We start from the raw sequence: 26057 nt of genomic DNA, 5'->3' as shown, positions 1-26057 counted from the left end.
CCCAGCAGTCTGGTCGGCTAGCCGACCCCCGCCGCCTGTGGTTGCGGCAGTGCCTGCTGCAGATCCTCCGCGAGCAGCCGCTTGGCGATCGTGTCCACGGCCGCCCGCAGTTCGGGGCCCGCGGGCCGGCCCAGGTCGGCCTCCACCTGGTCGCCCAACCATTGCGACCATGCCCGGCCGATCGTCTCGGCCTCCCGCTCACCGGCCGAGGTCAGCGACAGATAGCTGCCCTCGCGGGTCAGATAGCCCTCGTCGACCATGCGCTCGTACACCGGCAGGAGCACCTCCGGCGGCACCTTCTTGGTCGAGCCGATCAGACCGAGGCTGGCATGGCCCACCATCCGTGTCATCAGGGCGACTTGCATCACCGCCCAGGCGCCCGCCATGTCGAGGCGGGTGTCCGAAGAGGCCACCACCTGGCGGGCGTCGGAGAGGCCCTTGGTCTTGAAGACCTTGCCGACGGAGAGTTCGAGCAGCCGCCGCGAGTCCGCGTTGGCGGCCGGCGAGGAGAAGCCCTCGCCCATGTCGGCGGAGGAGGAGCGTGCGGAGTCCCGCAGTTTGACCTCCTTGAGGAACAGAGCCACGAGGAAGCTGAGCACCGCGACCGGCACGGTCCACAGGAACACGGTCTGCACCGTTTCCGCGTACGACTCGATGATCGGGGCGGCCTGTTCGGCGGGCAGCCGGTGCAGTCCCTGGGGACTCTCCGCCGCCTGCGCGGCCTGCGCCGGATCGGCGCCGAGCTGTGCGGCGGCCGTGATGCCTTCCTTGAGGTTGGGCTCCAGGGTGTTGGCGTAGATGGTGCCGAACACCGCCGTGCCGAAGGCGCTGCCGAGCGTACGGAAGAAGGTCACGCCCGACGTGGCGGTGCCCAGATCCGCGTACTCGACCGTGTTCTGCACCGCGATGGTCAGGACCTGCATGCACAGGCCGATGCCGACGCCGAGCACGAACATGTACAGGGACTCGAGCCACGCGCTGGTGTCGGCGGACATCCGCGACATCAGGAAGAGGCCGAGCGTCATCACCGCCGAGCCGACGATGGGGAAGATCCGGTACCGGCCGGACTTGCTGACCACGTTGCCGCTGAAGATCGACGCGATCAGCAGGCCGAGGACCATGGGCAGGGTGCGGACGCCCGACACGGTGGCCGAGTCCCCGTCCACGTATTGGAGATAGATCGGCAGGAACGTCATCGCGCCGAGCATCGCGAAGCCCACGATGAAGCTGAGCACCGAGCAGACCGTGAAGACAGGATTGCTGAACAGGCGCATGGGCAGCATCGGTTCGGCCGCGCGGGTCTCCACCACGGCGAACGCCGCGAGCGCGAGGGCACCGCCGACGAACAGGCCGATGATGACGCCCGAGCTCCACGCGTACTCGTTGCCGCCCCAGCTCGTCGCCAGGATCAGGGCGCTCGCACCGACCGCGACCAGGGCGATACCGAGATAGTCGATCGCGGGTTTCGCGGCCGAGCGGACGCTGGGAATGGTGCGCGCGGCCGCGACGACCACCGCGATGGCGATCGGCACGTTCACGTAGAACGCCCAGCGCCACGACAGATGGTCCGTGAACAGGCCGCCGAGCAGCGGTCCGATGACCGTCGAGACGCCGAAGACCGCGCCGATCGCGCCCTGGTACTTGCCGCGTTCGCGCAGCGGGATCACATCGGCGATGAGGGCCATCGCGGTCACCATCAGACCGCCCGCGCCGATGCCCTGGATACCGCGGAAGAGCACCAGCATCAGCATGTTCCCGGCGAGGCCGCACAGGAACGAGCCGAGGATGAAGACGATCGCCGACACCTGGAAGACGATCTTCCGGCCGAAGAGGTCGCCGAACTTGCCGACCAGGACCGTCGAGACCGTCTCCGCGAGCAGATACGCCGTGACCACCCACGACATATGCGCGCCGCCGCCGAGATCCGAGACGATCGTCGGCAGCGCGGTGCCCACGATGGTCTGGTCGAGTGCGGCGAGCAGTACGCCCAGCATGATCGTCACGAAGACGATGTTCTTCGTCCGGTTGTCGAGCACCGGGGGCGCGGACGCCGGGGCTGCGGACTCGGTAGCTGTGGTCACACCTGTCACTGTCGTGGGGGCGGCAGGCGGGTGCATGCGCGGTAGGCCGAACAGGCGACCCGGACGCGGTCGGCGCAGACGGCTGCGGGGCCGGCCGCTCCCCTCACGCCGGGCCCTCAGTCCGCGTGGATCGCCGCCTCGATCTCGTCCTTGAGGGCGCGCCGAGCGGCACGCCGCCCGTGCGGCGTCTCGATCACCACCTGATGCAGCACCCCGGTCCAGGGGTACGGCGGCCGATAGCCGTCCTCCACCGGCAGTCCCCGGTCCCGCCCGACGCACAGCCCCGTACCGCCGTGCTGGAAGGTGAACGGGAACGGGCCGCCGAGTGCGCAGCCCGCCACCTCCTTCTCGTCCACGAGGAGGGCATACGTGCCCGTGGCGGCGTCGAAGCGGACGCCGACTGACTGCCGGCCGGGCGCGAGCGGCTCGGGTGCCGCCACCCGGTCCAGGTCCCCGGCGCGTGAGCAGGCGAAGGTGAGCCGCCCCGCGTCGTCGGCGTACAGGACGAAGCCGCCGGTCAGATCGCCGAGCGCGCACAGCACCCCCCGCGCGCCGGCCGTCGGCACCTCGGCGTCGGCGGTGAGCGTGAACCCGCCGAAGAGCAGGGGCAGCGCCTCGTCGTGCACGGGCGAGCCGCCCGGCAGATACACCCCCCGGTCGGGCAGCGGCCAGGCAGGACCGATCATCGCGCTGAGCCGCTCCTGCATCCGGTCGTCCAGCGGAAGCACCTGGTTCGCGGCCGCCTCCGCGTCCCAGCGCGCCGCCAACTCCCGCACAACCTCCGGGTGTTCGTCGGCCAGATCGTGCGCCTCGGAGAAGTCCTCGGCGAAGCGGAACAGGGACCAGCGGTCGGCCGCGAAGTCCCGGCTGCCCGGCAGCAGCCGCTCCTCGTCCGTCACCCCGTACGAGACATGGTCGGTGGTGGCCTTCCAGCCGTCGTGCACGATCGACCGGGACCCCAGCATCTCGAAGTACTGCGTGCCGCGCGGCGCGGGCGCCTCGGGATCGTCGAACACGTCCAACAGACTCCGCCCGTCGAACGGCTCCTGCTCCACTCCGTCCACCTGCCCGGGCCGCGCCACCCCGCAGGCGTCGAGGATCGTCGGCATCAGGTCCACGGCGTGCGCGAACTGCCCCCGCAGCGCGCCTTGTTCATGGATCCGGCGCGGCCAGTGCGCGATCAGTGGCGCACGGGTGCCGCCCAGCCAGGTGTAGCGCTTCCACAGCCGCAGCGGCGTATTGCCCGCCCAGGCCCAGCCCCACGCGTAGTGCGGATACGTGGCGGGCCCGCCCCAGTCGTCGTACGCGGCGAGATTGGCCTCCACGGTGTCACCCGAACGGGCCGTGAAGCGGTGCTCGTTGGGGGTGCCGAGCTGCCCGCCCTCCGCGCTCGCCCCGTTGTCGGAGAGCAGCAGCACCAGGGTGTTGTCCAGGCGTCCGATCCGCTCCAGGAAGTCCAGGAGCCGGCCGATCTGCGCGTCGGTGTGGCTGAGGAACCCCGCGTACACCTCCTGCATACGGGAGAACAACCGCCGCTGGTCCGCCGGGAGTTCACGCCAGTCGGGGATCCACGGCGGGCGCTCGGACAGGGTGGTCCCGGAAGGTACGACGCCCGCTGCCGCCTGCCGGGCGAAGGTCTCCTCGCGCCAGCGCTCCCAGCCCTGGTCGAAACGGCCGCGGTAGCGCTCGGTCCATGAGGGCGCGACATGGTGCGGGGCGTGCATCGCGCCGAGCGGGAAGTACAGGAAGAACGGCTTGTCGGGGGTCGCCTGGTGCTGGTCGAGGATCATCCGGATCGCACTGTCGGCCAGGTCCTCGCTCAGGTGGTAGCCCTCATCGGGGCCCGCGGGCGGCTCGGCGTAGTGGTTGTCGCGGACCAGATGGGGCGCCCAATGGTTCGTGTCGCCCTGCAGAAAGCCGTAGTACCGCTCGAAGCCGTAGCCCAGCGGCCAGCGGTCGAAGGGCCCGGAGGCCGTCCGCTCCCAGCGCGGGGTCAGATGCCACTTGCCGACGGCCAGCGTCGAGTACCCGGCATCGCGCAGGACGCGGGGCAGCGGGGCCGCGGATTTCGGCAGCCGGGCGGTGTAGCCGGGATACGCGATCGGCAGGTCGACGAGGAAGCCCATGCCCACGGCATGGTGATTGCGGCCGGTCAGCAGGCTCGCCCGGGTCGGGGAGCACATCGCGGTGACATGGAAGCGGTTGAACCGCAGCCCGCCCGAGGCCAGGCGGTCCATGTGCGGGGTCGCCATGTCGGATCCGTAGCAGCCCAGTTGGGCGAACCCGAGGTCGTCGAGGACGATCACCACGACGTCGGGGGAGCCGGGGGCGGGACGCGGGGCGCTCTCAGGCCGGTGCACGGCGGCAGTGTGGGCCTTAGGGGCGGACAAGACAAGAGCCATGTGCGGCCGGGCGCGTCACCGGTTCGGCCCAGTTGAACTGGGGGCCGACCCGGGGCCGGGGGAGATGGTGAGTGCACGCATCTCGCGCACCTCGGCGACACAGAAGGGCCCTCCCATGGCGACGATCTGCAGACCGGCGGTCTCCGTACCCGAGCACGTGATCACCATGGAGCAGACCCTCGAGCTGGCGCGTGAACTGCACGCCGACCACCCCCAACTCGACCTCGCCCTGCGCCTGATCGAGAACACCGGGGTCAAGGAGCGGCATATCGTCCAGCCGATCGAGGACACGCTGCGCCACCCCGGATTCGAGGCCCGCAACGCCGTCTACGAGGCCGAGGCCAAGCGGCGCGTCCCTGAGGTCATACGCAGGGCGCTCGCGGACGCCGAAATCCGCGCCCAGGACGTCGACGTGATCATCTACGTGTCCTGCACCGGCTTCATGATGCCGTCGATGACGGCCTGGCTGATCAACCGCATGGGGTTCCGCAGCGACACCCGCCAGATCCCCATCGCCCAGCTCGGCTGCGCCGCCGGCGGTGCCGCCGTCAACCGGGCCCACGACTTCTGCACGGCCTACCCGAAGGCCAATGCGCTGATCGTCTGCTGCGAGTTCTGCTCGCTGTGCTACCAGCCCGCCGATCTCGGCGTCGGCAATCTGCTCTCCAACGGACTCTTCGGCGACGGCATCGCGGCCGCCGTCGTCCGCGGCACCGGAGGCACCGGCATCAGCCTGGAACGCAACGCCTCCTACCTGGTGCCCGACACCGAGGACTGGATCTCCTACCAGGTCCGCGCCACCGGATTCCACTTCCAGCTCGACAAGCGCGTGCCCGGCACCATGGAGCCGCTCGCCCCGGCGCTCAAGGAGATCGCCGGTCAACACGGCTGGGACGCCGCCCAGTTGGACTTCTACATCATCCACGCCGGCGGCCCGCGCATCCTCGACGACCTCAGCAAGTACCTCGGCGTCGCCCCCGAAGCGTTTCGCTTCAGCCGGGCCACGCTCACCGAGTACGGCAATATCGCCAGCGCCGTCGTCCTGGACGCGCTGCGGCGGCTCTTCGACGAGGGCGGCGCCCACGAGGCGGCCACCGGAATGCTCGCCGGATTCGGTCCCGGGATCACCGCCGAGATGTCCCTGGGGAGGTGGTCGCGGTGACCACCGTCACGGGACGGCCGGCGGCCTCGGACACGGGCGGACTTCCTCCCGTACGGGAGTGGCCGGCGCCCGAGCTCAAGGGCACCGAATTCGACCCGGTACTCGCCGAGTTGATGGGGGAGGGCCCGGTCGCCCGGATCCGGCTGCCGCACGGCGAGGGCTGGGCCTGGCTGATCACCCGGCACGAGGACGTCAAGGCGGTCACCAACGACCCGCGGTTCGGCCGGGCCGCCGTCATGGACCGCGACGTCACCCGGCTCGCACCGCACTTCATCCCGAGCAAGGAAGCCGTCGGCGTCCAGGACCCGCCGCACCACACCACGCTGCGCCGCGCGGTCGCCCCGGCGTTCACCAGCAGGGGAGTGGAGCGCCTGCGTGCCCGCGCCCAGGAGATGCTCGACGAGCTGATCGAGCCGCTGCTCGCCGAGGGTCCGCCGGCGGACCTCACCGAGCGGGTCCTCGCACCGTTCCCGCTGGCCGTGGTGTGCGAGGTGATGGGCGTCCCCGAGGCCGACCGGCCGCGGATGCACGAGTGGACCGTGCGCATCCTGTCCTCGGCCGAGGGCGCGGAGCGCAGCGAAGAGGCCAAGCGCGCCATGTGCGGGTACTTCGCCGAACGGCTGCGTGCACAGCCCGCGGGCGAGGACGTCACCAGCCTGCTCGCCGCCGCCGTCGCACGCGGTGAGATCAGCGAGTCCGAGGCCGTGGGCCTCGCCCTCCTGATCCAGATCGGCGGCGAAGCCGTCACCAACAACACCGGAAACATGGTCTATCTGCTGCTCAGCCGCCCCGAACTGTGGGACCGGCTGCGCACGGACCCCGGCCTGCGCCCGGGCGCCATCGACGAGCTCCTGCGCTACATCCCGCACCGCAACTCCGTGGGCCTGTCCCGTATCGCCCTGGAGGACGTCACGGTCAGCGGCGTGGATATCGCGGCGGGCGACGCGGTCTACGTCTCCTACCTGGCGGCGAACCGGGACCCGGAGGTCTTCCCCGACCCCGACACGATCGACTTCACGCGCTCACCCAACCCGCATGTGGCCTTCGGGCACGGACCGCACTACTGCGTGGGCGGCATGCTCGCCCGTCTGGAGTGCGAACTGCTCGTCTCCACCCTGCTCGACCGTCTCCCGGACTTGACGCTCGCGGTCCCCGTGGACGAACTGCGCTGGCGCCCCGGCGCGTTGATCCGCGGCCCCGAGGGATTGCCGGTGACCTGGTGACGGCGGCGATCCCGCGCGACGGTCTGCTCGTTCCGGCCGGGCAGGGGCGCACCCTGCAGGTGCCGGCGCACGAGGTGACCTTCAAGGTGACCGGGGAGCACTCCAGCGTCGCGTCCAGCTTCGAGGTGGTCGTGCCGCCCGGGTTCGACGTGGGCGCGCATCGGCACACCCGCAGCGAGGAACTGTTCTACGTCCTGGACGGCGAACTGGACATCCTGGCCTTCGAACCCCTCGTCCGTACGCCCGACGACTGGCGCGACTGGCGCTCGCTCAGCGGCGCCGGAACGGTACGGGCAACGCCGGGCACGGTCATCGTCGTTCCGCCCGGCTGCCCGCACGCCTTCGCCAACCGCACGGACACCCCGGCGAAGATGTTCTTCCAGGCGTCGCCGCCGCCCGACCACGAGCGCTACTTCGAGGAACTCCTCGAACTCCTGCGTTCGGGCGCACCGGTGGACGACACGGCGATCGCCGAGCTGCGGGCGCGGTACGACATCGAGCAGCTGACACCGCTGCGGCACGCGTGATCCGTGGTTCGGAATCCGATGCGCGCCCGAGACCTGGAATGTGATCCGCTTCGTCAGAATTTGATGCGTGCCGCGATCGGCAGATGATCGCTGCCGGTGTCGGGCAGCGTCCGTACGTCGACCACGCGCGCGCCCTTGGCGAGCACTTGGTCGATCCGGGCCACGGGCAGGGAGCTCGGCCAGCTGAACGCGAACCGCTCGTCGGGGGCGTCGAGCCGGTCGAGCACGGGGTCGAGACCGCGGTCGTCCGTGGTGCTGTTGAGGTCCCCGAGCAGCAGCACGCGCTCCAGGGGTTCGCGGTCGAGTGCCTCGCCGAGCAGCCGGGCGCTCGCGTCCCGCAGGTCCGTCCCGAAGCCGGTGGCCCGGAACCGTACGGACGGCAGATGGGCGACGTACACGGCCGTCTCGCCCTGCGGCAGCCGGGCCGTCGCGCGCAGACCCCGCTCCCAGCCCTGCGGGATCCCCGGCGGCCGCAGGTCCACCCGGCGCACATCGCTCAGCGGGTGGCGGGAGAAGAGGTCGACGGTGCCGATGTGGGCATGGTGCGGATAGGTGTCTTCCAGGACGCCACGGAAGTCCTCGCGAGCGGCCGGTGTCACCTCCTCCAGAGCGATCAACTCGGCCTGACTGTGCAGGAGATGACGGGCGAGGCGGGCCGGATCGGCGTGCGTGTCGCTCACGTTGTGCTGCACGACTTCGATGTCGTACGACTCCTCGCCGGACCACCCGGCGAAGACCTCCAGCCAGACCAGGACCGGTACGAGGGCCGACGCGGCCACGGCGGGGGAGCGGCGGATCAGGGCGAAAAGCAGCACCGGCAGGACCGCGAGCCCGAGCCACGGGCGGAAGGTCTCGACGAAGCTCCCCAGCCGCGGCCCGGCGTTGGGCAGCACCGCGGGGATGGCGATGACCAGCGCGGTGACCAGGCAGAACAGCGTGAGCAGCAGGGTGGTGCGGGCCGGGCGGCGCACTTGGGCGCGCCAGTCGATCCGGCGGGCACGCGCTATGACGCTGGAATCCATCGCGTGATCCTATGCGCCGTGGCCGCCCGGCCCTCAGCCATTTACCCGCCGGACCGGCCCCGGTCAGGCCTGCGCGGGCGTCGGCGCCAGACCCGCCTCGACCAGGCCCGCGTACACCGCCTGCTGCACGGCCTGCGCCGCCGACTGCGGCCGCACCATCACCGTGAACTCCTTGATCTTCCCGTCCTCGTCGAACTGCAGCAGATCCATCCCGTGCACCTGCTTGCCGTCGACGACCGTACGGAACAACAGGGCCTCGGCCGGGGCGGTTTCGTCGTCGGCGTTCGTACGGGCGGCGCCCTCGAGCTCGCCCACGTAGTGGAAGTCCTCGAAGGTGCGCAGCAGCACCCCGAAGAGCCCGAGCACCATCTCGCGGCCTTCGAACGGCCGGAACTTCACCGGGCTGTACAGCCGGACGTCCTCGGTGAACAGCGCTTCCAGAGCGGCGAGATCGCCCGCCTCGACGGCGGCGCGGAACGGGGTCGACTGGGCCATGGGGTCCTCCATGCTCGTGTGCATACTCACGTATAGGAATAGTCAGATTCTTGAGTACCATGACGGGTGGTGACTGCAACAGAGGGAGAGGGAGCGATATGGCTCTGCGCCATGCGGTGCTCGCGGCGCTGCTCGACGAGGAGCTGAGCGGCTACCAGCTCGCCAAATCCTTCGACCTGGGCGTGGCCAACTTCTGGCACGCGCTGCCGCAGCAGCTCTACGCCGAACTCGCGAAGCTGGAGGCGGACGGGCTCGTGGCCGGCCGCGAAGTGGTGCAGGAATCCCGGCCCAACAAGCGCCTGTTCAAGGTCACCGACGAAGGTCTCGCGGAACTGGAGCGCTTCGCCGCGGCCTCCGCCAAGCCCTCGATGCTCCGCGACGACCTCGCGGTCAAGGTGCAGTCGAGCGATCTCGTGGACACGGCGCCGGTGATCGCCCAGCTGCGCGAGCGGGCGACATTCGCCCGGGCGAAGATCGAGCTCTTCGAGTCGCTCCTGCTCAAGTTCCGCAAGGGGCTTGGCGAGGAGGAGTTCCTGCGGGGCGGCGAGCGCATCGGCCCGTATCTGACCTGTCTCGGCGGTCTGGTCTTCGAGCAGGGCTATCTGGAGTGGTGCGAGCGCATCGCCGGGATTCTGGAGGCACGTAAGAGTGGGGGGCGGCATGAGTGACATCGTGTACGGGCGGTATGTGGCGCTCGGTGACAGTCAGACCGAGGGGGTCGGCGACGGCGACGACATCGCTGGCCTGCGGGGCTTCGCGGACCGGCTCGCCGAGCAGCTCGCGGGGCTCAACTCCGAGTTCCTGTACGCCAATCTGGCCGTACGAGGACGTCTGGCCGGACAGGTCCGCGCCCTGCAGCTCGATGCGGCGCTGGCGCTGAAGCCCGATGTCGCGACGGTGGTGGCCGGCGTGAACGATCTGCTGCGGCCGAAGTTCGACGCCGATGAGGTGGTCGGCCATCTCGACGCGATGTTCGCCGCACTCACCGCTCAGGGCGCCCGGGTGGCGACCGTGACCTTCCCGGACATCACCCGGATCGTCCCGCTGGCCAAGCCCCTGGGCGGCCGGGTCGTGGCGCTCAATGCCGGCATACGGGAAGCGGCCCGGCGGCATGGCGTGAGCCTCGCCGAGACCAATGTGCACGAGGTGGTCACGGACGCCCGGCTGTGGTGCGCGGACCGGCTGCATGCCAGTCCGCTCGGCCATGAACGGATCGCCGCGTCGCTCGCCCAGGCCCTTGCGCTCCCCGGCAGCAGCGATGCGTGGACGCAGGCGTTGCCGCCCGTGGCCGGTCCGGTGGGCGGCTGGGGTGCGGAGCTGCGCTGGGCGGGCGGCTTCCTCGGCCCGTGGCTCGGCCGCCGGCTGCGCGGCAGATCCTCGGGAGACGGCCGGGTGGCCAAGCGGCCGGAGCTGTTGCCGGTGATCTGAGGGGCCGACCCAGGAGTTTCGTCAGCCGGCGTCCAGTTGGTGCTCCTCGCCCGGCCGCAGCGGTGGCCAGGGCGGACGGTGGCGTGGCGGCAGTGTTTCCAGGGCGCGGCCCACCGAGGAGTGCACGGGCAGTACCTCGGCGCTGCCCGTGCCGGCGAGCAGCAGGGCCAGACGGCGCCCGACGCCCGCGAGCAGCAGCACTCCATGGCGGCGCTGCAGCAGCCAGCTGATCGCGAGCAGGCAGTTGAGGCCGCGGGAGTCGCAGAACACCAGCGCGGTCACATCGAGCACCACATGCTGGCGCCCGGATTCGATCACGGAACCGAGGGTGCGCAGGAAGAAGTCCTCGCCGGAGTGGTCGAGTTCGCCGCTTACGCGCAGCACGGCGCTGTCCTCGCCCCAGGCGAGTTCGGTGATCGTCAGGTGGGGTGGTTCGGATGGTGTGTGCATCGCACCTCGCTCCGGGGCGCGGACCGGCTGAGCTGCGGGTTCCCCGTCCGAGGGGAAGCATTCCCCGCGGAGCGGGGATACGTACCACCGTGCGGAAAACCCGTTTGCCCGCGCCGATCAAGGTTGAGAGGCTCGGAGCCTATGACTGCCACCTTCGCCGCGTACGACGGCACCAAGCTCGCCTTTCACACCCAGGGAAGCGGCCGGCCGCTGATCTGTCTGCCCGGCGGCATGCAGGCCTCCGCCTACCTGGGCGACCTCGGCGGCCTCACCCGGCACCGTCAGCTGATCACCCTGGATCTGCGGGGCACCGGCGACTCGGCGGTTCCCCAGGACCCGGCGACGTACCGCTGCGACCGGCTCGTCGACGATGTCGAGGCGCTGCGCGAGCACCTGGGCCTGGAGACGGTCGAACTGCTCGGTCACTCGGGCGGGGCGAACCTCGCGAGCCTGTACGCGGCGCGGCACCCCGAGCGCATCGCGCGGCTGCTGCTCATCACTCCGGGCATGTTCGCCGTGGGACTGCCGCCCAGCGGCGGTGAGCGCCGGGCTTCCGTGCTGCGGCGCCGCGACGAGCCGTGGTTCGCGGAAGCGTACGCGGCCTTCGAGGCCATTGCGTCGGGCAAGGCCGAGCCGGAGCACTGGGAGGCCATCGCCCCGTTCCATTACGGGCGTTGGGACGAGGCGGCCCGTGCGCATCACGCCCGCGAAGCCGTGCAGCGCAACGCGGAGGCGATGGCCGTCTACGGCAGCGAGGGTGCCTTCCAGCCGGACGCCACCCGCGCGGCACTGAGCGCCCTGCACGCACCGGTGCTGCTGCTCGCCGGCGAGGTCGACCCGGGTGCGCCGCCGGCCGCGGTGCGGACCTTCGCCGACCTCTTCCCGGCCGCCGCCTATGTGGAGCAGCCCGGAACCGCCCACTTCCCCTGGCTCGACGATCCGGAGCTGTTCGTCGCCGCCGTATCCGATTTCCTCGCGTAAGGAACCACTCGCCGATGCCCCAGCACGCAGCGCTCGACGAACGCATCGCCCTTCTCCGTGAGCTCGCCGAGGCCGACGAACGCCTCGAAGGAGTCCTGCTCTACGGGTCGTGGACCCTCGGCGAGGCGGACGAGCACTCGGACATCGAGGCCTATCTGTACGTCCGCGACGAACACCTCGACACCTTCGACGGCGAAGCCTTCCTCGGCCGGCTCGCGCCGCTGGAACTCGCGTACACGAACATGTTCGGCATCCTCGCGGTGGTCTTCGACGACCTGATGCGCGGCGAGTTCCATCTGACGGCGGCGAGCACCGGGATCGAAGAAGTCCCCGGCTGGGCGGGCCTGGTCCACCTGCCGCGCCCCGAGGCGGCCGTCCTGCTCGACCGCACCGGCCGTCTCACCGAGGCCGCACGCGTCCTGGCCGAACGCCGGGAACCGGAGGCCGCGGTCACCGCGCAGCAGCGGATCGACGAACTCACCAACTGGACCCTGGCCCTCGCCCATATCCTCGCCCGCGGCGAACTGGCCCGCGCGCACAATCTGTTGACCGCGATGATCGCGCCTCAGCAGCTCCAGCTGCTGCGCGTCCTGCGGGAGAGCACTACCCACTGGCTCACCCCCAGCCGCGCCCTGGAACAGGACCTGCCGGCCGAGGACATCGCCCGCTACGCGAAGACGACGGCCCCGCTGGAGGAAGCGGCCCTGCGCGACGCGGCCCGCAACAGCTGGGCCTGGACCCGGCAGTTGGCCGCCGAGGCGGCACGGCGGTGGGGCTGCCAGGTTCCCGAGCGGCTCCATGACAAGATCGCTGATCGGCTGAACGGACAGAGTTGAGCTGAACGTACAGCGTTGATTCGAGGGCGGGGGCCTGATGCTGAGCACCGAGCAGGCGATCGATCTGGCCGAGGGCGCGGCCGAACGACTCGTCGCGGCCGTGAGTCCGCTCGGCGAGCAGGAGCTGCGAGCCCCGGCGGCGCTCCCGGGATGGACGCGGGCCTACGGGATCGCGCATGTGGCACAGGCCCTCGGTGCGTACATCCGCATCCTGAGCGGTGCGGCGAGTTCCGAGCGGGGTGCGGGGGTTCTTGACCGGACCACCGCCGCGTACAGCCGCCCCGTCGAGGAAACGGCTGCCTTGCCGGGGCCAGTCCTCGTACGCGAACTGTGCGAGGGCGCCGAGGAGTTCATCGCCCGGGCGCGGTCGCTGACCCCGCAGGACTGGGAGCGCGAGGTCACCTCGGGAGGCGGCTGGCAGCACACGGCCCGCTATACGCTGCTGCGCTGTCTGCGCGAACTGGAGACCCATCACACGGACCTGGGCATCGGCTACGTCAACGACAAGTGGCCCGCCCCATACGTGCGGTGGGCGTTGGACGACACTCTGGAAACCCTGCGGTCCCGGAACTTCCCGGTCACCGCCGTCGAGGCCACCGACCTCTCCGTACGCTGGGAGATCTCCCCGGACGGACCGGTCGTGGCCGGCCCGTCCCGGCTGCTCCTCGGCTGGCTCGCGGGCCGTGTCCCGGCGCAGAGCCTGTCCTCGGTGGCGCAGATCCTGACGTCGGCGCCCCTGCCCGAACCGCCGCCCTGGCCCCAGCCACCCGTGAAGGGCCAGTAGTCGCCCGGTCGTTCACTGCTCGCGCGGCAGCGTCTCGCCGGTCTCGAGGAGCGTCTTGAGGTCGGAGATCAGATGCGGCCAGCCGCCGGAGATCATCTGCCGCAGGGTGCTGCCCGGCTCGAAACCGTCGTGGACGACGGTCAGTTTGACGATCTCGCCCTGCTGCTCGAGGTCGAAGGCCACCTTGGAGCGCGGCTCGGCCGCCAGCTTCTCGTAGGTGTCCTCGTCGACCCCCACCGCCTTGGCCCACTCGGGCGTGAAGGTGTGCCAGCTGTACGAGAGCCGGCGGTACGGATCCGCTTCGAGGACCACCTGGGCCGGGTCGGCGCCCGACAGACCCTCGCCCTCCCAGACGACCGGGGAACCGGGCGCCCAGTCGGTGCGCAGCGAGATGCCCCAGTAGCGGGTGGTGAACGCCGGGTCGGTCAGGCCCTGCCAGAGCTTCTCGGGCGTCGTACGGATGTAGGTCGTGTAGACGAACGCGTTGCTGTCCATGGGGGAGTGCTCCAGTGCTGTCTTGAGGTCGGCGAGTGCCTGCACCCGGGTGCGGTCGTAGCGGCTGATCCAGCGGTCGGCGATGGCGTTGATCGGCTCGGCGTTGAGGTAGTGGAGCTTCTCGCGGCCCTGCTTCACCGAGGTGACCAGATGGGCCGCTTCGAGCAGGGCGAGGTGTTTGCTCACCGACTGGCGGGCCATGTCGAGCTCCGCGCACAGTTCGCGCAGGCTCTGCCCGCCCCGTTCGTTGAGACGGTCGAGCAGGCGTCGCCTGCTCGGATCCGCCAGCGCCTTGAAGACCTCGTCCATCGCTGTGCTCCGACCCCCTCACCAATACGCAGCCATTCGGCTGCCTAAAAAACGATAGGCAGCTGTTTGGCTGCATGTCAAGGTGGCCGCCGCCCCGCAGAGGGCGGCGGGGGTTCTGGCTAGAAGGTCAGCTCATCTCGTACGGGAGCGAAGAACCGCTCCACATCGGCCGCCGTCACCGAGGCCAGACCGGCAGGGGACCACTTCGGCGACCGGTCCTTGTCGATGACCTGGGCGCGCACGCCCTCCACGAGATCGGGCATGGTCACGGCGGCGCACGAGACGCGGAACTCCTGGACGAGGACCTCCTCCAGGGAGCCCAACTCGCCTGCCCGGCGGACCGCTTCGAGGGTCACCTTGAGCGAAGTGGGCGACTTCGACTGGAGCGTGACCGCCGCCTCCTTCGCGGCCGGCACGCCACTGTCGAGCAGGCGCTCCAGGATCTCCTCGACGGTGTCCGCGGCGTAGCACGCGTCGATCCACTCGCGGGCCTCGGCCAGCTCCCCTTCGGGTGTGGGCCGCGCCCAACGGGCGAGCGCGTCGTGTGCGGGCAGTCGCGCGAGATCCGCCTGCAGCTCCGGCAAGAGCTCGGAGGGAACGAAGTGATCGGCGAGCCCGCACAGCTGCGCATCCGCCGCCCCGACCGCCGCACCGGTCAGCGCCAGATGCGCGCCGAGCAGGCCGGGAGTGCGGGAGAGCAGATACGTACCGCCCACATCCGGTACGAAGCCGATGGTCGTCTCCGGCATCGCGACCCGCGAGCGCTCGGTGACGACACGGTGCGCACCATGCGCGGACAGGCCGACACCGCCGCCCATCACGATGCCGTCCATCAGGGCCACGTACGGCTTGGGAAAGCGGGCGATCCGCGCGTTGAGCCGGTACTCGTCGCGCCAGAAGGCGGCAGAGGCGCCGCCGCGCGCTTTCGCGTCGTCGTGGATGGCACGGATGTCCCCGCCCGCGCAGAGTCCGCGCTCGCCGGCTCCGGACAGGACGACGGTCTCGACCGAGGGGTCCGACTCCGCGGCGGTCAGTGCGGAGTCGATGGCGCCGACCATCGCGTGGGTGAGGGCGTTGAGCGCACGCGGCCGGTTGAGCACGATCTGGGCGGCGTGGCCCTCGGTCCGTACCAGAACGTCGTCGGTCACCAGGGTGCCTTTCATGCGGTGGAAGATCCGCTTCCACCGTACGCCGATGGCCCGGCACCATGGCCGGGCCACCGGGGTGGATCCGTTGAGCGGCAGAGCATGCGGTTCAGCAGAGCAGCGGAGCATGTCGATCAGCAGAGCAGCAGTTCAGCAGTACAGGCACTCACAGGTCGGTCGCGATGATCCTCTCGATGTTGCGCTCGGCGAGCGCGGTGATCGTGACGAACGGGTTCACCGCCGTGTTGCCGGGGATCAGGGCGCCGTCGATGACGTACAGGCCCGGATAGCCGTGCAGGCGGCCGTAGTTGTCGGTGGCCTTGTTCAGGACCGCACCGCCCAGCGGGTGGTAGGTCAGATGGTCGCCCCAGACCCTGTTGGACCCGAACAGATCGCTTCGGTAGATCGTCCCTTCCTTACTGTTGATCTTGTCGAAGATGGTCTTCGCCATGTTGATCGAGTCCTGCTTCCAGGCGCGCTGCCAGGACAGGTCGACCTTCTGCGTGGCCGGGTTGTACGTGAACTCGGCCCGCCGGGTGTTCTTCGTGATCGACAGGTAGAACGAGGCGAAGGTCTCGATCCCCGTCGGCAGCGGCGCGACCTCGGCGAAGGCACCGCCGCCGTCCCAGTTGTCGATGCCCGAGCACGGGATCGTCGACTGCACATCGCCGGTCGGGTCCCACAGGTGGTTCGCGCGCCCGACCATGACGTTGCCGTTCTCGCCCCAGCCCTTGCCGACCTCGGCGTTGAGCTGGGGGAGCGCGCCGGTGGCCTTCAGTTTCACCAGGAGCTTGCTGGTGCCGACGCTGCCGGCCGCGAAGAACACCTTGCCCGCCTTGACCGTCTTGGTGGCCACGGTGGCGCCGCTGGTGTTGATCTGCCGGATGACGACCGCGTAGTCCCCGCCCGTCGCCGGAGTGACCGAAGTGACCTCGTGCAGCGGCGAGATGGTGACCTTCCCGGTGGCCTTGGCCTGGGCGAGGTAGGTCTTCGGCAGGGTCCGCTTGCCGTAGTTGTTGCCGTAGAGGATCTCCTGGCCGAGCGCGGACTTGGGCACCGAGCCGTTGTCCTCCGCCTCCATGTACGCCCAGTCGTATACATCCGGGACGAACGTCCAGGCGAAGCCGGAGCGCTGGGCATGCTTGCGGCCTACCCGCGAGTACTGGTAGTACGACGTCCGCTCGAACCAGTCGGGGTTGATGAGACCCACGCCGAGGCCGGAGTTGGCCCTCGGGTAGTACGTCGCGTACATCTCGTCGGCGTTCACCGACGGCAGCACCGAGGCGAAGTGCTGGCGGCGCGGGGTCACGGCCATACCGCCGTTGACCAGCGAACCGCCGCCGACGCCGCGGCCCTGGTAGACGGAGATCCCGGCGAAGTCCTCGGCGTCCAGGATGCCGGCGAACTTCGGCACGTCCTTGTCGATCGGGAATCCGAGGAAGTTGCTGATCGGCGCTTTGGTCCTGGTGCGCATCCAGAACGAGCGGTAGTCGGGGCTGGTGACCTTCGGGTGGATCTTGCCGTCCGGGCCGGCGGGGGCGGCTCCCCAGTCCTGGCCCATCTCGACCATGTGTACGTCGATGCCGGCCCGGGCCAGCCGCAGTGCCGCGACCGAACCGCCGTATCCGGTGCCGATCACCAGGACCGGAACCCGTCCTCCGTCGGGTATGTCCGCTGCCGCCAGGGGACGGGCGTGCGCCGCGGTCGCCTGGGAGGCCAAGGCCCCGGCGCCGAGAATAGAACCTGTTCCAGCGAGGAGTCTTCGACGGGAGATCCCATCAGAACCGTTGGCACGCTTGGGAGTTGAGTGCATGTGATCTTCCTCACCTTCTGTGGGGTGAGGACAGGTTCTACTGTTACCGGGCCGTAAAGTCACGCTAAACCGATAGGTAACTTCTGCCCGATCTTGTTACAGGGGCGGTCCGCCGCCCCGTACGCCCGGTACAAACCGGAACGCCCCTGGCGCCTGTCAGGCGTTCAACCGGCGCACCTTGAGGATGTTGTTGGCCCGGGTCATCACCCGGCCGTCGACGAGCGTCACCTCGTGTTCATAGAGCCGTTCGGTGCGCACCTCCCACTGGCAGTGGTTCAACTGCAGCCCCGCGAGGACCTCTTGCGTGCTCGGGAAGTGCACATCGGGGTGTGGCCCCGGCTCCCAGGATGGGAAGCCGGCGTGATCGACGACGAGCAGCGTGCCGCCGGGGGCGACGGCCGCGGCGGCGGTGCGCAGGATCGCGTCACGGGGCAGCGCGATGAGCGACTGCAGGAAGTGTGCGGAGATCAGGTCGAACGAGCCGGACGGGAAACTGGTTGCGAGGTCGTGCCGCTGGAAATCGATCCGCTCGGCCACGCCCGCCTCCTCGGCGTGCCGGGCGGCACGCTCCAAGGCCACGGCGGAGACATCGCTCGCCGTCACCTGCCAGCCCTGCCGCGCCAGCCAGATCGCGTCGCCGCCTTCGCCGCAGCCCAGATCCAGGGCGCGGCCCGGCGTGAGGCCCTCGGTCTCCTCGACCAGTTCGAGATTGGGCCGGCCGCTGAAGAGCTTCTCGCTCTGCCGATAGCGCCCGTCCCAGAACTCCTGGGGGCTCGGCGACGCTTCGCCGGTCGTGGTGCTCTGTGTCTCGGTCATCGTGTGGCCCCTTCCGCTCGCGGTGCACGGAAGGCCAGCGTGTGCCCGCTCGGTGCACAGGGGCAAAGTCTGTTGCCGAAGCGGCAAAACTCACCCGGTCGCGCCCTCGGCGGTACGGGACTTTGGACCCTGCCGGTGCGGGACCTTTGCGGGCCCGAAGGGCCTGGTTGCCTCCATAACCTGGCGGCACAAGCAGCGTCCCGTTTCCGGGGCGCCACAGAGCATGCGAAGGGGGAGAAGGCGCTCGTGCGTTTTCATTTCGGGCTGCGCGTCGTGAGCTACCGGCCCGACGAGGAGGGCCCGCTGTGCGGTGAGCGCATCGATTCCGTCGCGAACGGCCCGTACTACTGCGGCGAACGCAAGATGGCCGTCCGCTGCCCGGCCCATACGGGCCAGACCGCGCGCAGACCCGCACGCCGGGCGCACGCGACCCGCTGAGCACCGCGGGAGCGGCGCGAGGCCGGGCTGCAGGGGCGAGATCCGGCCATCCGTACGACGATGGTCCAGTGAACGAAGCGCACACGGACGCCCGCACCGAGCGCCCCCTCGACAAGAGCGATGTCCCCGCCTGGCTGAGCCTGCGCGACGACATCGAGGCGGTCGACCGCACCGGCCACCACCGGGACGCCGACGATCTCGCCGAGGAGCTGTCCGATCCCAAGCTCGACCTGGCCACGGACACCCTGGCCGTGTTCGACGACGAGCAGCTCATCGCGTACGCCATCCTCCACACGCCCGAGGGCGCCGTGGACGCGGCCCGTTTCGACGGTGACGCGGGAGTGCATCCGGCATGGCGGCGCGAGGGCGTCGGCGCCCGGCTCGTGGACTTCCTCGACCAGCGGGCCAAGGCCCTGCACGCCGAACGATTCGCGCCACTGGAAGGCCGGTTGATGATCACCGGCAAGTCCGGTGACGAGAACCTCGAGGCGCTGACCGCGGCGCTCGGCTTCGAGCCCGAGCGCTACTGGTTCGAGATGGCCCACCCGCTGCAGCACGGCCGGCCCGCACGGGTTCCCGCTCCCGAGGGCCTCGACATCGTTCCGTACGACAAAAGCCTGGACGAGGCGACGCGGCTCGCGCACAACGACGCCTTCCGCGACCACTGGAACTTCACGGTCATGGACGAGACGGACTGGCGTACCTGGGTCACCGGATCCCGCTCCTTCCGGCCGGAAATGACACGGCTCCTCGTCGACGGCGACCAGGTGGCGGCCTATCTGATCGCCGAGGAGTCGGACGCCGACACCGAGGCCTTCGGCGTCCGCGACTGCCACGTCGGTTATCTGGCCACGCGCCGCGCGTACCGGGGCCGGGGTGCGGCGCCCGCGCTGATGGCGGCCACGCTCGAGGCCGCGTACGAGGCCGGGTACGACACGGCATCGCTCACCGTGGACACGGTGAATCCGTCCGGTGCGCTCGGGCTGTACGAGCGGCTCGGGTACACGGTGGCGCGGGAGTTCGTGACGTATGGGCGGGCGCTGGGCTGAGTTCGTGGCGTACGGGCGGGTGTTGGGCTGAGTGCTCGCGCGCAGGTCGACAGGGCCCGGCCAAGTGCCGGGCCCTGTCGGTGCGTTCAGGGCGCCGGGACCAGTCGATGTCCTTCACCGGCTGCGGCTCGGACCAGTACCTCGGCCAGCTCGCCGGGCGCCGACAGCATCGGCCAGTGGCCCGTCGGCAGGTCGTGGAGGGTGACCTGCGGGTCCAACAGGCGCTGGGCGCGGGGGTCGCCGGCCGCGACGACGGCCTCGACCAGGGCGATGCTCATCCCGTTCGCGGTGCAGAAGACGCCGGACGCGGGCAGTTCGAGGGCCTTGCCCGTCAGTCGCAGCGGCTGGGTCAGGGTGCCGATGGGCTGCGGTGCGGCCAGGCGGGCGAGCTGTTCGAGACCCGCCTCGCCGATCCCCTCCAGGCTGCCCCACGTCACCGTGTCCGTGAGCGGCGGCGGCTTGAGCGTATGGCCGTCCTCGCTCTGGGCGATGCGCCCGGTGACATGGTCGGACGCGTCGTCGGGTGCGACATCGAGCACCGATTCGCCGTCCTCGGGCATCCCGGTGTCCACGTACACGATCCGCTCGACACGTTCGGGCCTGCGGTCCGCGGCGCCGAGCACCGGGAAGATGCCGTAACAGTGACCGACGAGGACGAGCTTCGGGGCGTCCGCATGGTCGATCAGCTGCACCACGTCCTCGACATGGGTCTCCAAGTCGGTGGCCGGACCGGCGAGATGGCGACGGTCCCCGTAACCCGTGAGGGTCGCCGGATGCACCTCCGCACCCCCGCCGCGCAGCTGCGCCGCCACATCCCGCCAGATCCAGCCGCCCGTATAACCGCCCGAGACCAGGACGTATCCCGTCATGACCAAGCTCCTTTCCCGCGGCGCCCGGACCGTCGGGCCGGCCGCGCTCGTCCGTACCGTAGGAACTCCTCCTGGGGGAGGTTCAAGGCCGCGCGCCGAGCGCGCGCTGCCGTGTGGGTGCCGGGCGTTGTCACAGGCGGCGGGTAGCGTCGAACGGGACGATCTGCCCCCTGCGACGAGGAGTCCGCGATGCGGAGGATCATCCTGTCCCTGTCGGTGTCCCTCGACGGCTACTTCGAGGGACCGGACGGCAGCCTCGACTGGCATCTGGTCGACGACGAGCTGCACCAGCACTTCAACGACGAGCTGCGCACCATGAGCGCCTTCCTCGACGGCCGGGTCTCCCACGAGCTGATGTCCGCGTACTGGCCGACGGCCGACGCGAACCCCGAAGCGTCCTCCGCCGAGGCCGAGTTCGCCGGAATCTGGCGCGACATGCCCAAGTACGTGTTCTCGCGCTCCCTCACCAAGGCCGACTGGAACACGACGATCCTGCGCGAGGTCGACCCGGACGAGATCAACGCGCTCAAGGCCCAGCCGGGCGGCGACATGGTCGTCGGCGGCGCGACCATCGCCGACGAGTTCCGCCGCCTGGGCCTCATCGACGCCTACCGCCTCTACGTCATGCCGGTGATCCTCGGCGCCGGCCGCCCCCTGTTCCCGGCCTCCGGCGTGCGCAGCGACCTGCGCCTGGTGGAGACACGGACGTTCTCGAACGGGGTGGCGCTGCTCGGCTATGAGGCGGGGCGGGGCGGGGAGTAGTCCCTGAGGCGGACCGGGGAACCGCGCTCCGCCTGCGGCGCGCCCGCCGCGAGCATGTCCAGCATCTCCTGGGTCGGTGTCCCCATGAAGAAGTACTGCGCGCCGTCCGACCCCGCCTGCTGGTGTCCGGTCACGAAGCACCGGACTCGACAGCGAGCAGTGGCTGCGTGACCGGGAAGCCGAACTGAGCAGGCTGCACGCCAACGGCTCCCTGACCGCGTTCGCCGAGCTGCGGCGCGCGCCGGGCGTCGAGATCGCTCGGGTTGGCGCTCAGTGCAGCGCCTTGAGGCCGATTACACAGCCCACGATGCCGGCCAGGAAGAGCAGCTTCAGGGCAGAGACGGGCTCGCCGTCGAAGATCATCGCGTAGGTGACGGTGAGGACCGCGCCGATGCCGACCCAGACCGCATAGCCCGTGCCGACCGGCAGCGTGCGCAGGGCGAAGGCCAGACCGGCCATGCTCGCCACGAGTCCGACGCCGAAGACGACGGTGGGAAGGACGCGGGAGAACCCCTCGGATTTGCCCAGTGCGGTGGCCCAGACGGCCTCGAGCATCCCGGAAACGATCAGAACGATCCATGCCATGACGACGACTCCCTCAGCACCGTCGTCGAAAATCCGGGTACGGTGCGCCTCGTCCGGGAGCCGGTTGGGGCTCTGCCTTCATGATCGCACAAACGGTCGTACGGGGGCCGCGGCGAAGCCGGTGAGGTTGGCCACCAGGGCCGGTCCGTGGCCAACCGACCTCACGCCATCGAGACGACGACCTTGCCGGCCTTGGCGCGGCCTTGCTCGGCGTACTCCAGGGCCTCGCGGGTCCGGCCGAAGGGGAAGACGCGGTCGACGACGGGCCGGATATCGCCGGCGTCGATGAGGCGGGTGAGTTCGCGCAGTTGGTCGCCGCCGGCCTTCATGAAGAGGAAGGAGTAGGTGACGCCTCGGCGCTTTGCGCGGCGGCGGGTCCTGAAGCTCAGCGCGCTCATGGCCAGACGGAGAACCGGGCCGGTGCCCAGCTCGCGGGCGAAGTCCGCGTCGGGAGGCCCGGCGATGCTGATGACCTTCCCGCCGGGCTTGAGGACCCGCAGGGACTTGTCGAGGATCTCGCCGCCGAGGGTGTCGAGGACGAGGTCGTATCCGTCCAGGAGTTCCTCGAAATCCTCGGCGCGGTAGTCGATCACGACGTCCGCACCGAGCTCCTTGACCAGGCCGGCGTTGGCCGCGCTCGCGGTGGTGGCCACATGTGCGCCCAGGTGCCTGGCCAGCTGGAGGGCGATGGTGCCCACTCCGCCGGAGCCCGCGTGGATCAGGACCTTCTGGCCCGGCCGGACCCGCCCGCGCTCGACCAGTGCCTGCCAGGCGGTCAGGGCGACCAGCGGGAGCGAGGCCGCCTGTTCCATGGTGAGGCCGGACGGCTTGGGGGCCAGATCGTCCTGGTGGACGGCGATCAACTCGGCGAAGGTGCCGATGCGGTCCTTGTCGGGGCGCGCGTAGACCTCGTCGCCCACCGCGAACCGGGTGACGGCCGAGCCGACTTGGACCACGACACCGGCGAGGTCGTTGCCCAGGATGAGCGGGAGGCGGTACGGCAGGATCGCCTTGAACGCGCCGTCGCGGATCTTGAAGTCCAGCGGGTTGACGCTCGCGGCGTGGATCTCGACCAGGACGTCCTCGGGGCCCGGTCGCGGATCGGGCGACTTTGCGGCGCGTACCGCGGACTGGTCACCGTACTTCTCGATCAGGAAGGTCTTCATCGCGCTCTCCGTGTCTCGTCCGTGGTCGGCAGGGGCTTCACGCGACGCTCGGCGCAGCGGCGAGCTGCTGCTTCACCCACCGTGTGGTGTCGTCGGCGAGGATCTCCGGCAGACCCGTCTCGATGCCGGACAGGGCCTGGGCGGCGACCTCGGCCGGGTCGGCCTTCTGATCGGCGGGCACGGCGGCGGCCATGTCGGTGTCCATGTACCCGACGTGCAGAGCCGACACGGTGATGCCGCGAGGCGCCAGTTCCTCCCGGGTCGCTCCGGTCAACGCCCAAGCCGCGGCCTTCGCGGCGGAGTACGCCCCGAGGTCCGCCGGGTGCAGCCAGGACAGGACCGACAGCACGTTGAGCACGGTGCCGCCGCCGTTCGCCTCGATGACCGGGGCGAAGGTCCGCGTCACGGCGAGCGGGCCGAAGAAGTTCACCTCCATCTCCTGGCGTACCGCGTCCGGGCTGCCCGCGAGCAGTCGCGTACCGGTGGAGATGCCCGCGTTGTTGACCAGGAGCGTCGCGTCGGAGGCGGTACGGGCCGCGGCCTGGATGGACTCCGGGTCCGTCACGTCGAGCCGCAGCGGGATGGCGCCGGGAAGGTCCACCGTCTCCGGCCGCCGGGCTGCCGCGTACACCTTGGCGCCACGCTCAAGGAGCTGGGCGGCCAGGTGCCGTCCAAGTCCTCGGTTGGCGCCGGTGACCACTGCGACCGCGTTCTTGAGCTCCATGAGCACTCCTGATGTGGGGGGCGGGGTGACCGCCCGTTCGTCAATAGATGTCGAGCAACATCTAAACTCTACCCTAGAATAGATTCCGACCGACATCCAAATGGGAGGTGTGACCGATGGGCCGCGTATCGCAGGCACAGGCGCAGGAGAACCGCCGACGCGTCGTGGAAACCGCCTCCCGGCTGATCCGGGAGCAGGGGACGCATGTCAGCGTCGCCGACCTCATGAAGGCGGCCGGCCTGACCCACGGCGGCTTCTACAAGCAGTTCGCCTCCAAGGAGGAGCTCGTCGACGAGGCCACCGCGCACGCGTTCGCCGAACTCGCCCGGCGATACGAGGGTGGGCTCGACCGGCACGCCGGGGGGCGCGACGCCGCCCAGCGCGCGTTGATCGACACCTACCTTTCCGTCGAGCACCGCGACAGCCCGGCCGACGGCTGCCCCGTGGCCGCGCTCGCCACCGACATCGCCCGTGACGGCGCGGGCGAGGAGGCCCGCCGCGTCTACGCCCAAGGGGTGGGGGAGTTCGCCGACTTCCTCGCCACCGAGGATCAGGACGGCACCGCCCGGCTGTGCACCTTGTTCGGCGCACTCGTCCTGTCCCGGGCCACCAAGGGGTCCCCGCTCTCCGAGGAGATCCTCGCTGCCGCGCGCGAAGCGCTGACGGCCACCGACTGACGGGGGCCGCGTCCGCCGGAGGTTCGCCGCGGCATCCGTCGCAGTGCAGGTCCGGCCCGGTCGGGATGGGATGGAGGGGGCCGCACTCCAGGATCGAGGCAAGCCATGTCCGTGACTGCTATCACCGGTGCCCGGGTCTTCGACGGTGAGAAGACGCTGGGCGTCACCACGGTGCTCGTCGAATCCGGGCGGATCGCCCGCCTCGGCGGCCACGTTCCACAAGGAGCGGAGGTCATCGACGGCGGCGGGGCGACGCTGCTGCCGGGCCTGATCGACGCACACGCCCACACCGGCCGGGAGTCACTGGCCCTGGCACTGCGATTCGGGGTGACCACCGAGCTGGAGATGCAGGGCACCAACACGGCGGACAGCCGCACCCACATCACCGAGGACGACACGGTCGCGGATGTACGTTCCTCCGGCTTCGGCATCACCCCGCCGGGCGGCCACCCCGGCGAACTGTTCCCCGAAGGCTTCCGACCCGGCCCGCCGCCCGGAGCGAAGCCCGTCGGTCAGCCGCCGCTCATGCCGTTCTCCACCAGCCCCGAAGAAGCGGTGGCGTTCATCCCGCAGCTGATCGAACGCGGCTCGGACTACATCAAGTTCATGGTCGACGACGGCAGTGTCGAAGGTCATCCGGGCCTGCCGATGCTCGACCAGGCCACCTTGAACGCGGGTGTGGCGGAGGCCAAGCGGCACGGCATGCTCACCGTCGCCCACACCTTGACCGTGGACGCCACCCGCATGGCTCTTGAGGCCGGCATCGACGGCCTGGCCCACCTCTTCATGGATCGGCCGCACACCGACGAGATCATCGGCATGATCAAGGACTCCGGGGCGTTCGTCGTCCCGTGCGTCGTCCTGAACGCCTCGATGATGGGCATCACCGGCAGCGAACTCGCCGACGACCCGCGCGTCGCCGCACGGCTGGACGCCGACTGCGACAAGGCGCTGCGCTCCTGCTTCGGCCACTACCCGCAGGGCAGGATCGAAGACGTCCTGGCCACCGTCAAGGCTCTCGGTGACGCCGGCGTCGACCTCCTGGCGGGCACCGACGTCTCGCTTCCGCTGCCGTTCCTGGGCGGCCTCGCCCACGGCGCCAGCGTCCACCACGAACTGCAGTACCTGGTGCGGGCCGGACTGACCCCCGCCCAGGCGCTGCGCGCAGCCACCGCCACCACTGCCCGCCGCTTCGGCCTCGACGACCGCGGGCGCATCGCCGAGGGACTGCGTGCCGATCTCGTCCTCGTCGACGGCGATCCCACCACCACCGTCTCCGACACCCTCAACACCCGCGCCGTCTGGCGCCGCGGCACCCTCCTGGCGGACTGACCGGCGAATACGGTCAGCCCGCCGCGTCGTTGTACCGCGTCAAGTACGCCGCGAACCGCTCCAGTTCGGCCGGCTCCCAGTCGCCCAGGCGCGCGTGGAAGGCCTGGCTGCGGCGGTCCGCGGCCCGTGCGAGCACCTGCTCGCCCTGCTCGGTCAGATGCAGCAGCTGCATGCGGTGGTCCTCCGGATCGCTGCGCCGCTCGACATGCCCGGCCCGCTCGAGGGCGGCCACCTGCCGGCTCACCGTCGACTTGTCGAGCAGGTAGTGCGCCGCCAGATCCGTGCCCCGGCAGCCGCCGCTGTCCTCGAGGTGCGCGAGCAGCGTGAACGACACCAGGGACAGCTCGGGGTGCATCCGTGCCGCCGCGGCGCGGGAGCGGCGTGCGAAGGCGGTGAGCTCGCGCTGAATGGTGGCGATCGCCGCCTCCCGCTCGCCCGCGGCGCCTGCCGTGCCGCTCATGGTTGCTCCCTCGGAAGAAGTAGTTG

The 26057-nt window shown here is 70.3% G+C and carries 28 protein-coding genes and 1 riboswitch; of the genes, 13 read left to right on the top strand and 15 right to left on the bottom strand.

Annotated features, from left to right (window positions below):
- Nucleotides 1–17: 17 nt before the first annotated feature.
- Together G6045_RS07435 and G6045_RS07430 are read right to left on the bottom strand one after the other, a co-directional pair.
- Complete coding sequence (locus G6045_RS07435) at nt 18–2081, bottom strand: MDR family MFS transporter (RefSeq protein ID WP_328707687.1); 2064 nt, start codon at nt 2079–2081, stop codon at nt 18–20.
- A gap of 116 nt (nt 2082–2197) precedes the next feature.
- The gene (locus G6045_RS07430) at nt 2198–4441 is read right to left on the bottom strand and encodes an arylsulfatase (RefSeq protein WP_328707686.1); all 2244 of its coding nucleotides are present in this window, start codon (nt 4439–4441) and stop codon (nt 2198–2200) included.
- Between the two features lie 157 nt (nt 4442–4598).
- On the opposite strand from G6045_RS07430, the gene G6045_RS07425 reads away from it, so the two are divergent.
- From G6045_RS07425 to G6045_RS07415, 3 genes are read left to right on the top strand one after another with little or no spacing between them, the layout of a single operon-like run.
- Nucleotides 4599–5645 carry a type III polyketide synthase gene (locus G6045_RS07425; protein ID WP_165331021.1) on the top strand — a complete coding sequence of 349 codons (1047 nt, stop codon included), beginning with the start codon at nt 4599–4601 and terminating at the stop codon, nt 5643–5645.
- Complete coding sequence (locus G6045_RS07420) at nt 5642–6868, top strand: cytochrome P450 (RefSeq protein ID WP_328707685.1); 1227 nt, start codon at nt 5642–5644, stop codon at nt 6866–6868. The genes G6045_RS07425 and G6045_RS07420 overlap by 4 nt, the downstream gene beginning before the upstream one ends.
- The gene (locus G6045_RS07415; RefSeq protein ID WP_206343359.1) at nt 6862–7395 is read left to right on the top strand and encodes a cupin domain-containing protein; all 534 of its coding nucleotides are present in this window, start codon (nt 6862–6864) and stop codon (nt 7393–7395) included. Before G6045_RS07420 ends, G6045_RS07415 begins: the two co-directional genes overlap by 7 nt.
- 53 nt (nt 7396–7448) lie before the next feature.
- On the opposite strand, the gene G6045_RS07410 is transcribed toward G6045_RS07415, so the two are convergent.
- Together G6045_RS07410 and G6045_RS07405 are read right to left on the bottom strand one after the other, a co-directional pair.
- Nucleotides 7449–8417 (bottom strand): endonuclease/exonuclease/phosphatase family protein, encoded by a 969-nt coding sequence (locus tag G6045_RS07410; protein WP_165331020.1) that lies wholly within the window; start codon nt 8415–8417, stop codon nt 7449–7451.
- A gap of 63 nt (nt 8418–8480) precedes the next feature.
- Nucleotides 8481–8912 carry a nuclear transport factor 2 family protein gene (locus G6045_RS07405; protein ID WP_165331019.1) on the bottom strand — a complete coding sequence of 144 codons (432 nt, stop codon included), beginning with the start codon at nt 8910–8912 and terminating at the stop codon, nt 8481–8483.
- A 98-nt stretch (nt 8913–9010) separates the two neighbouring features.
- Here G6045_RS07405 and G6045_RS07400 point away from each other — a divergent pair, with 98 nt between their 5' ends.
- Both G6045_RS07400 and G6045_RS07395 read left to right on the top strand, forming a co-directional pair.
- Complete coding sequence (locus tag G6045_RS07400; protein WP_165331018.1) at nt 9011–9580, top strand: PadR family transcriptional regulator; 570 nt, start codon at nt 9011–9013, stop codon at nt 9578–9580.
- On the top strand, nt 9573–10340 hold the full coding sequence (locus G6045_RS07395) for an SGNH/GDSL hydrolase family protein (RefSeq protein WP_165331017.1): 768 nt from the start codon (nt 9573–9575) through the stop codon (nt 10338–10340). Before G6045_RS07400 ends, G6045_RS07395 begins: the two co-directional genes overlap by 8 nt.
- Nucleotides 10341–10361: 21 nt before the next feature.
- On the opposite strand, the gene G6045_RS07390 is transcribed toward G6045_RS07395, so the two are convergent.
- Nucleotides 10362–10790 carry an STAS domain-containing protein gene (locus G6045_RS07390; RefSeq protein WP_165331016.1) on the bottom strand — a complete coding sequence of 143 codons (429 nt, stop codon included), beginning with the start codon at nt 10788–10790 and terminating at the stop codon, nt 10362–10364.
- A 141-nt stretch (nt 10791–10931) separates the two neighbouring features.
- Here G6045_RS07390 and G6045_RS07385 point away from each other — a divergent pair, with 141 nt between their 5' ends.
- The 3 genes from G6045_RS07385 to G6045_RS07375 are packed head-to-tail and all read left to right on the top strand — an operon-like array spanning nt 10932 to nt 13391.
- Entirely contained in the window at nt 10932–11771 is an 840-nt protein-coding gene (locus tag G6045_RS07385; protein WP_165331015.1) for an alpha/beta fold hydrolase, read from the top strand.
- 14 nt (nt 11772–11785) lie between these two features.
- A complete protein-coding gene (locus G6045_RS07380; protein WP_165331014.1) occupies nt 11786–12607 on the top strand; it encodes an aminoglycoside 6-adenylyltransferase in 822 nt (273 codons plus the stop codon).
- A 37-nt stretch (nt 12608–12644) separates the two neighbouring features.
- The gene (locus G6045_RS07375) at nt 12645–13391 is read left to right on the top strand and encodes a maleylpyruvate isomerase family mycothiol-dependent enzyme (protein ID WP_165331013.1); all 747 of its coding nucleotides are present in this window, start codon (nt 12645–12647) and stop codon (nt 13389–13391) included.
- Nucleotides 13392–13403: 12 nt separating this feature from the next.
- Here the strand turns inward: G6045_RS07375 and G6045_RS07370 are convergent, their stop codons facing one another.
- The 4 genes from G6045_RS07370 to G6045_RS07355 all read right to left on the bottom strand — a co-directional run bounded on the left by G6045_RS07370 (nt 13404) and on the right by G6045_RS07355 (nt 17969).
- Nucleotides 13404–14195: an ArsR/SmtB family transcription factor gene (locus G6045_RS07370; RefSeq protein WP_165331012.1), complete on the bottom strand. Its 792-nt coding sequence runs from the start codon at nt 14193–14195 to the stop codon at nt 13404–13406.
- A gap of 119 nt (nt 14196–14314) precedes the next feature.
- On the bottom strand, nt 14315–15358 hold the full coding sequence (locus tag G6045_RS07365; protein WP_165331011.1) for an enoyl-CoA hydratase/isomerase family protein: 1044 nt from the start codon (nt 15356–15358) through the stop codon (nt 14315–14317).
- 148 nt (nt 15359–15506) lie between these two features.
- A complete protein-coding gene (locus tag G6045_RS07360; protein WP_165331010.1) occupies nt 15507–17153 on the bottom strand; it encodes a GMC oxidoreductase in 1647 nt (548 codons plus the stop codon).
- A gap of 156 nt (nt 17154–17309) precedes the next feature.
- Nucleotides 17310–17969: a class I SAM-dependent methyltransferase gene (locus tag G6045_RS07355; protein ID WP_165331009.1), complete on the bottom strand. Its 660-nt coding sequence runs from the start codon at nt 17967–17969 to the stop codon at nt 17310–17312.
- Between the two features lie 246 nt (nt 17970–18215).
- On the opposite strand from G6045_RS07355, the gene G6045_RS07350 reads away from it, so the two are divergent.
- Nucleotides 18216–18407 (top strand): hypothetical protein, encoded by a 192-nt coding sequence (locus G6045_RS07350; protein ID WP_165331008.1) that lies wholly within the window; start codon nt 18216–18218, stop codon nt 18405–18407.
- A gap of 68 nt (nt 18408–18475) precedes the next feature.
- Nucleotides 18476–19456 carry a GNAT family N-acetyltransferase gene (locus G6045_RS42150; RefSeq protein ID WP_165331007.1) on the top strand — a complete coding sequence of 327 codons (981 nt, stop codon included), beginning with the start codon at nt 18476–18478 and terminating at the stop codon, nt 19454–19456.
- 86 nt (nt 19457–19542) lie between these two features.
- Here the strand turns inward: G6045_RS42150 and G6045_RS07340 are convergent, their stop codons facing one another.
- On the bottom strand, nt 19543–20325 hold the full coding sequence (locus G6045_RS07340; protein WP_165331006.1) for an alpha/beta fold hydrolase: 783 nt from the start codon (nt 20323–20325) through the stop codon (nt 19543–19545).
- A 189-nt stretch (nt 20326–20514) separates the two neighbouring features.
- Between G6045_RS07340 and G6045_RS07335 the strand changes: the two genes are divergently transcribed.
- A complete protein-coding gene (locus tag G6045_RS07335) occupies nt 20515–21087 on the top strand; it encodes a dihydrofolate reductase family protein (RefSeq protein WP_165331005.1) in 573 nt (190 codons plus the stop codon).
- Here G6045_RS07335 and G6045_RS07330 read toward each other — a convergent pair.
- The 4 genes from G6045_RS07330 to G6045_RS07315 all read right to left on the bottom strand — a co-directional run bounded on the left by G6045_RS07330 (nt 21060) and on the right by G6045_RS07315 (nt 23562).
- Nucleotides 21060–21221, bottom strand: coding sequence for a hypothetical protein (locus tag G6045_RS07330; protein ID WP_165331004.1), 162 nt, complete (start codon nt 21219–21221; stop codon nt 21060–21062). The genes G6045_RS07335 and G6045_RS07330 overlap by 28 nt on opposite strands.
- Before the next feature lie 136 nt (nt 21222–21357).
- Entirely contained in the window at nt 21358–21672 is a 315-nt protein-coding gene (locus tag G6045_RS07325; protein ID WP_165331003.1) for a DMT family transporter, read from the bottom strand.
- A 13-nt stretch (nt 21673–21685) separates the two neighbouring features.
- Nucleotides 21686–21748: riboswitch (guanidine-III (ykkC-III) riboswitch) on the bottom strand.
- Between the two features lie 85 nt (nt 21749–21833).
- Complete coding sequence (locus tag G6045_RS07320) at nt 21834–22838, bottom strand: NADP-dependent oxidoreductase (protein ID WP_165331002.1); 1005 nt, start codon at nt 22836–22838, stop codon at nt 21834–21836.
- Nucleotides 22839–22875: 37 nt separating this feature from the next.
- Nucleotides 22876–23562 (bottom strand): SDR family oxidoreductase, encoded by a 687-nt coding sequence (locus G6045_RS07315; protein WP_165331001.1) that lies wholly within the window; start codon nt 23560–23562, stop codon nt 22876–22878.
- A gap of 116 nt (nt 23563–23678) precedes the next feature.
- Between G6045_RS07315 and G6045_RS07310 the strand changes: the two genes are divergently transcribed.
- Together G6045_RS07310 and G6045_RS07305 are read left to right on the top strand one after the other, a co-directional pair.
- The gene (locus G6045_RS07310) at nt 23679–24239 is read left to right on the top strand and encodes a TetR/AcrR family transcriptional regulator (RefSeq protein ID WP_165331000.1); all 561 of its coding nucleotides are present in this window, start codon (nt 23679–23681) and stop codon (nt 24237–24239) included.
- A 105-nt stretch (nt 24240–24344) separates the two neighbouring features.
- Entirely contained in the window at nt 24345–25571 is a 1227-nt protein-coding gene (locus G6045_RS07305; RefSeq protein ID WP_165330999.1) for an amidohydrolase family protein, read from the top strand.
- Between the two features lie 13 nt (nt 25572–25584).
- On the opposite strand, the gene G6045_RS07300 is transcribed toward G6045_RS07305, so the two are convergent.
- On the bottom strand, nt 25585–26031 hold the full coding sequence (locus G6045_RS07300; RefSeq protein WP_165330998.1) for a MarR family winged helix-turn-helix transcriptional regulator: 447 nt from the start codon (nt 26029–26031) through the stop codon (nt 25585–25587).
- Nucleotides 26032–26057 lie beyond the last annotated feature (26 nt).

It is taken from the genome of Streptomyces mesophilus, assembly GCF_011044995.1.
In the GTDB taxonomy this organism is placed as follows: Bacteria; Actinomycetota; Actinomycetes; order Streptomycetales; family Streptomycetaceae; genus Streptomyces; species Streptomyces mesophilus.
This window is presented reverse-complemented; position numbering and strand designations above follow the sequence as displayed.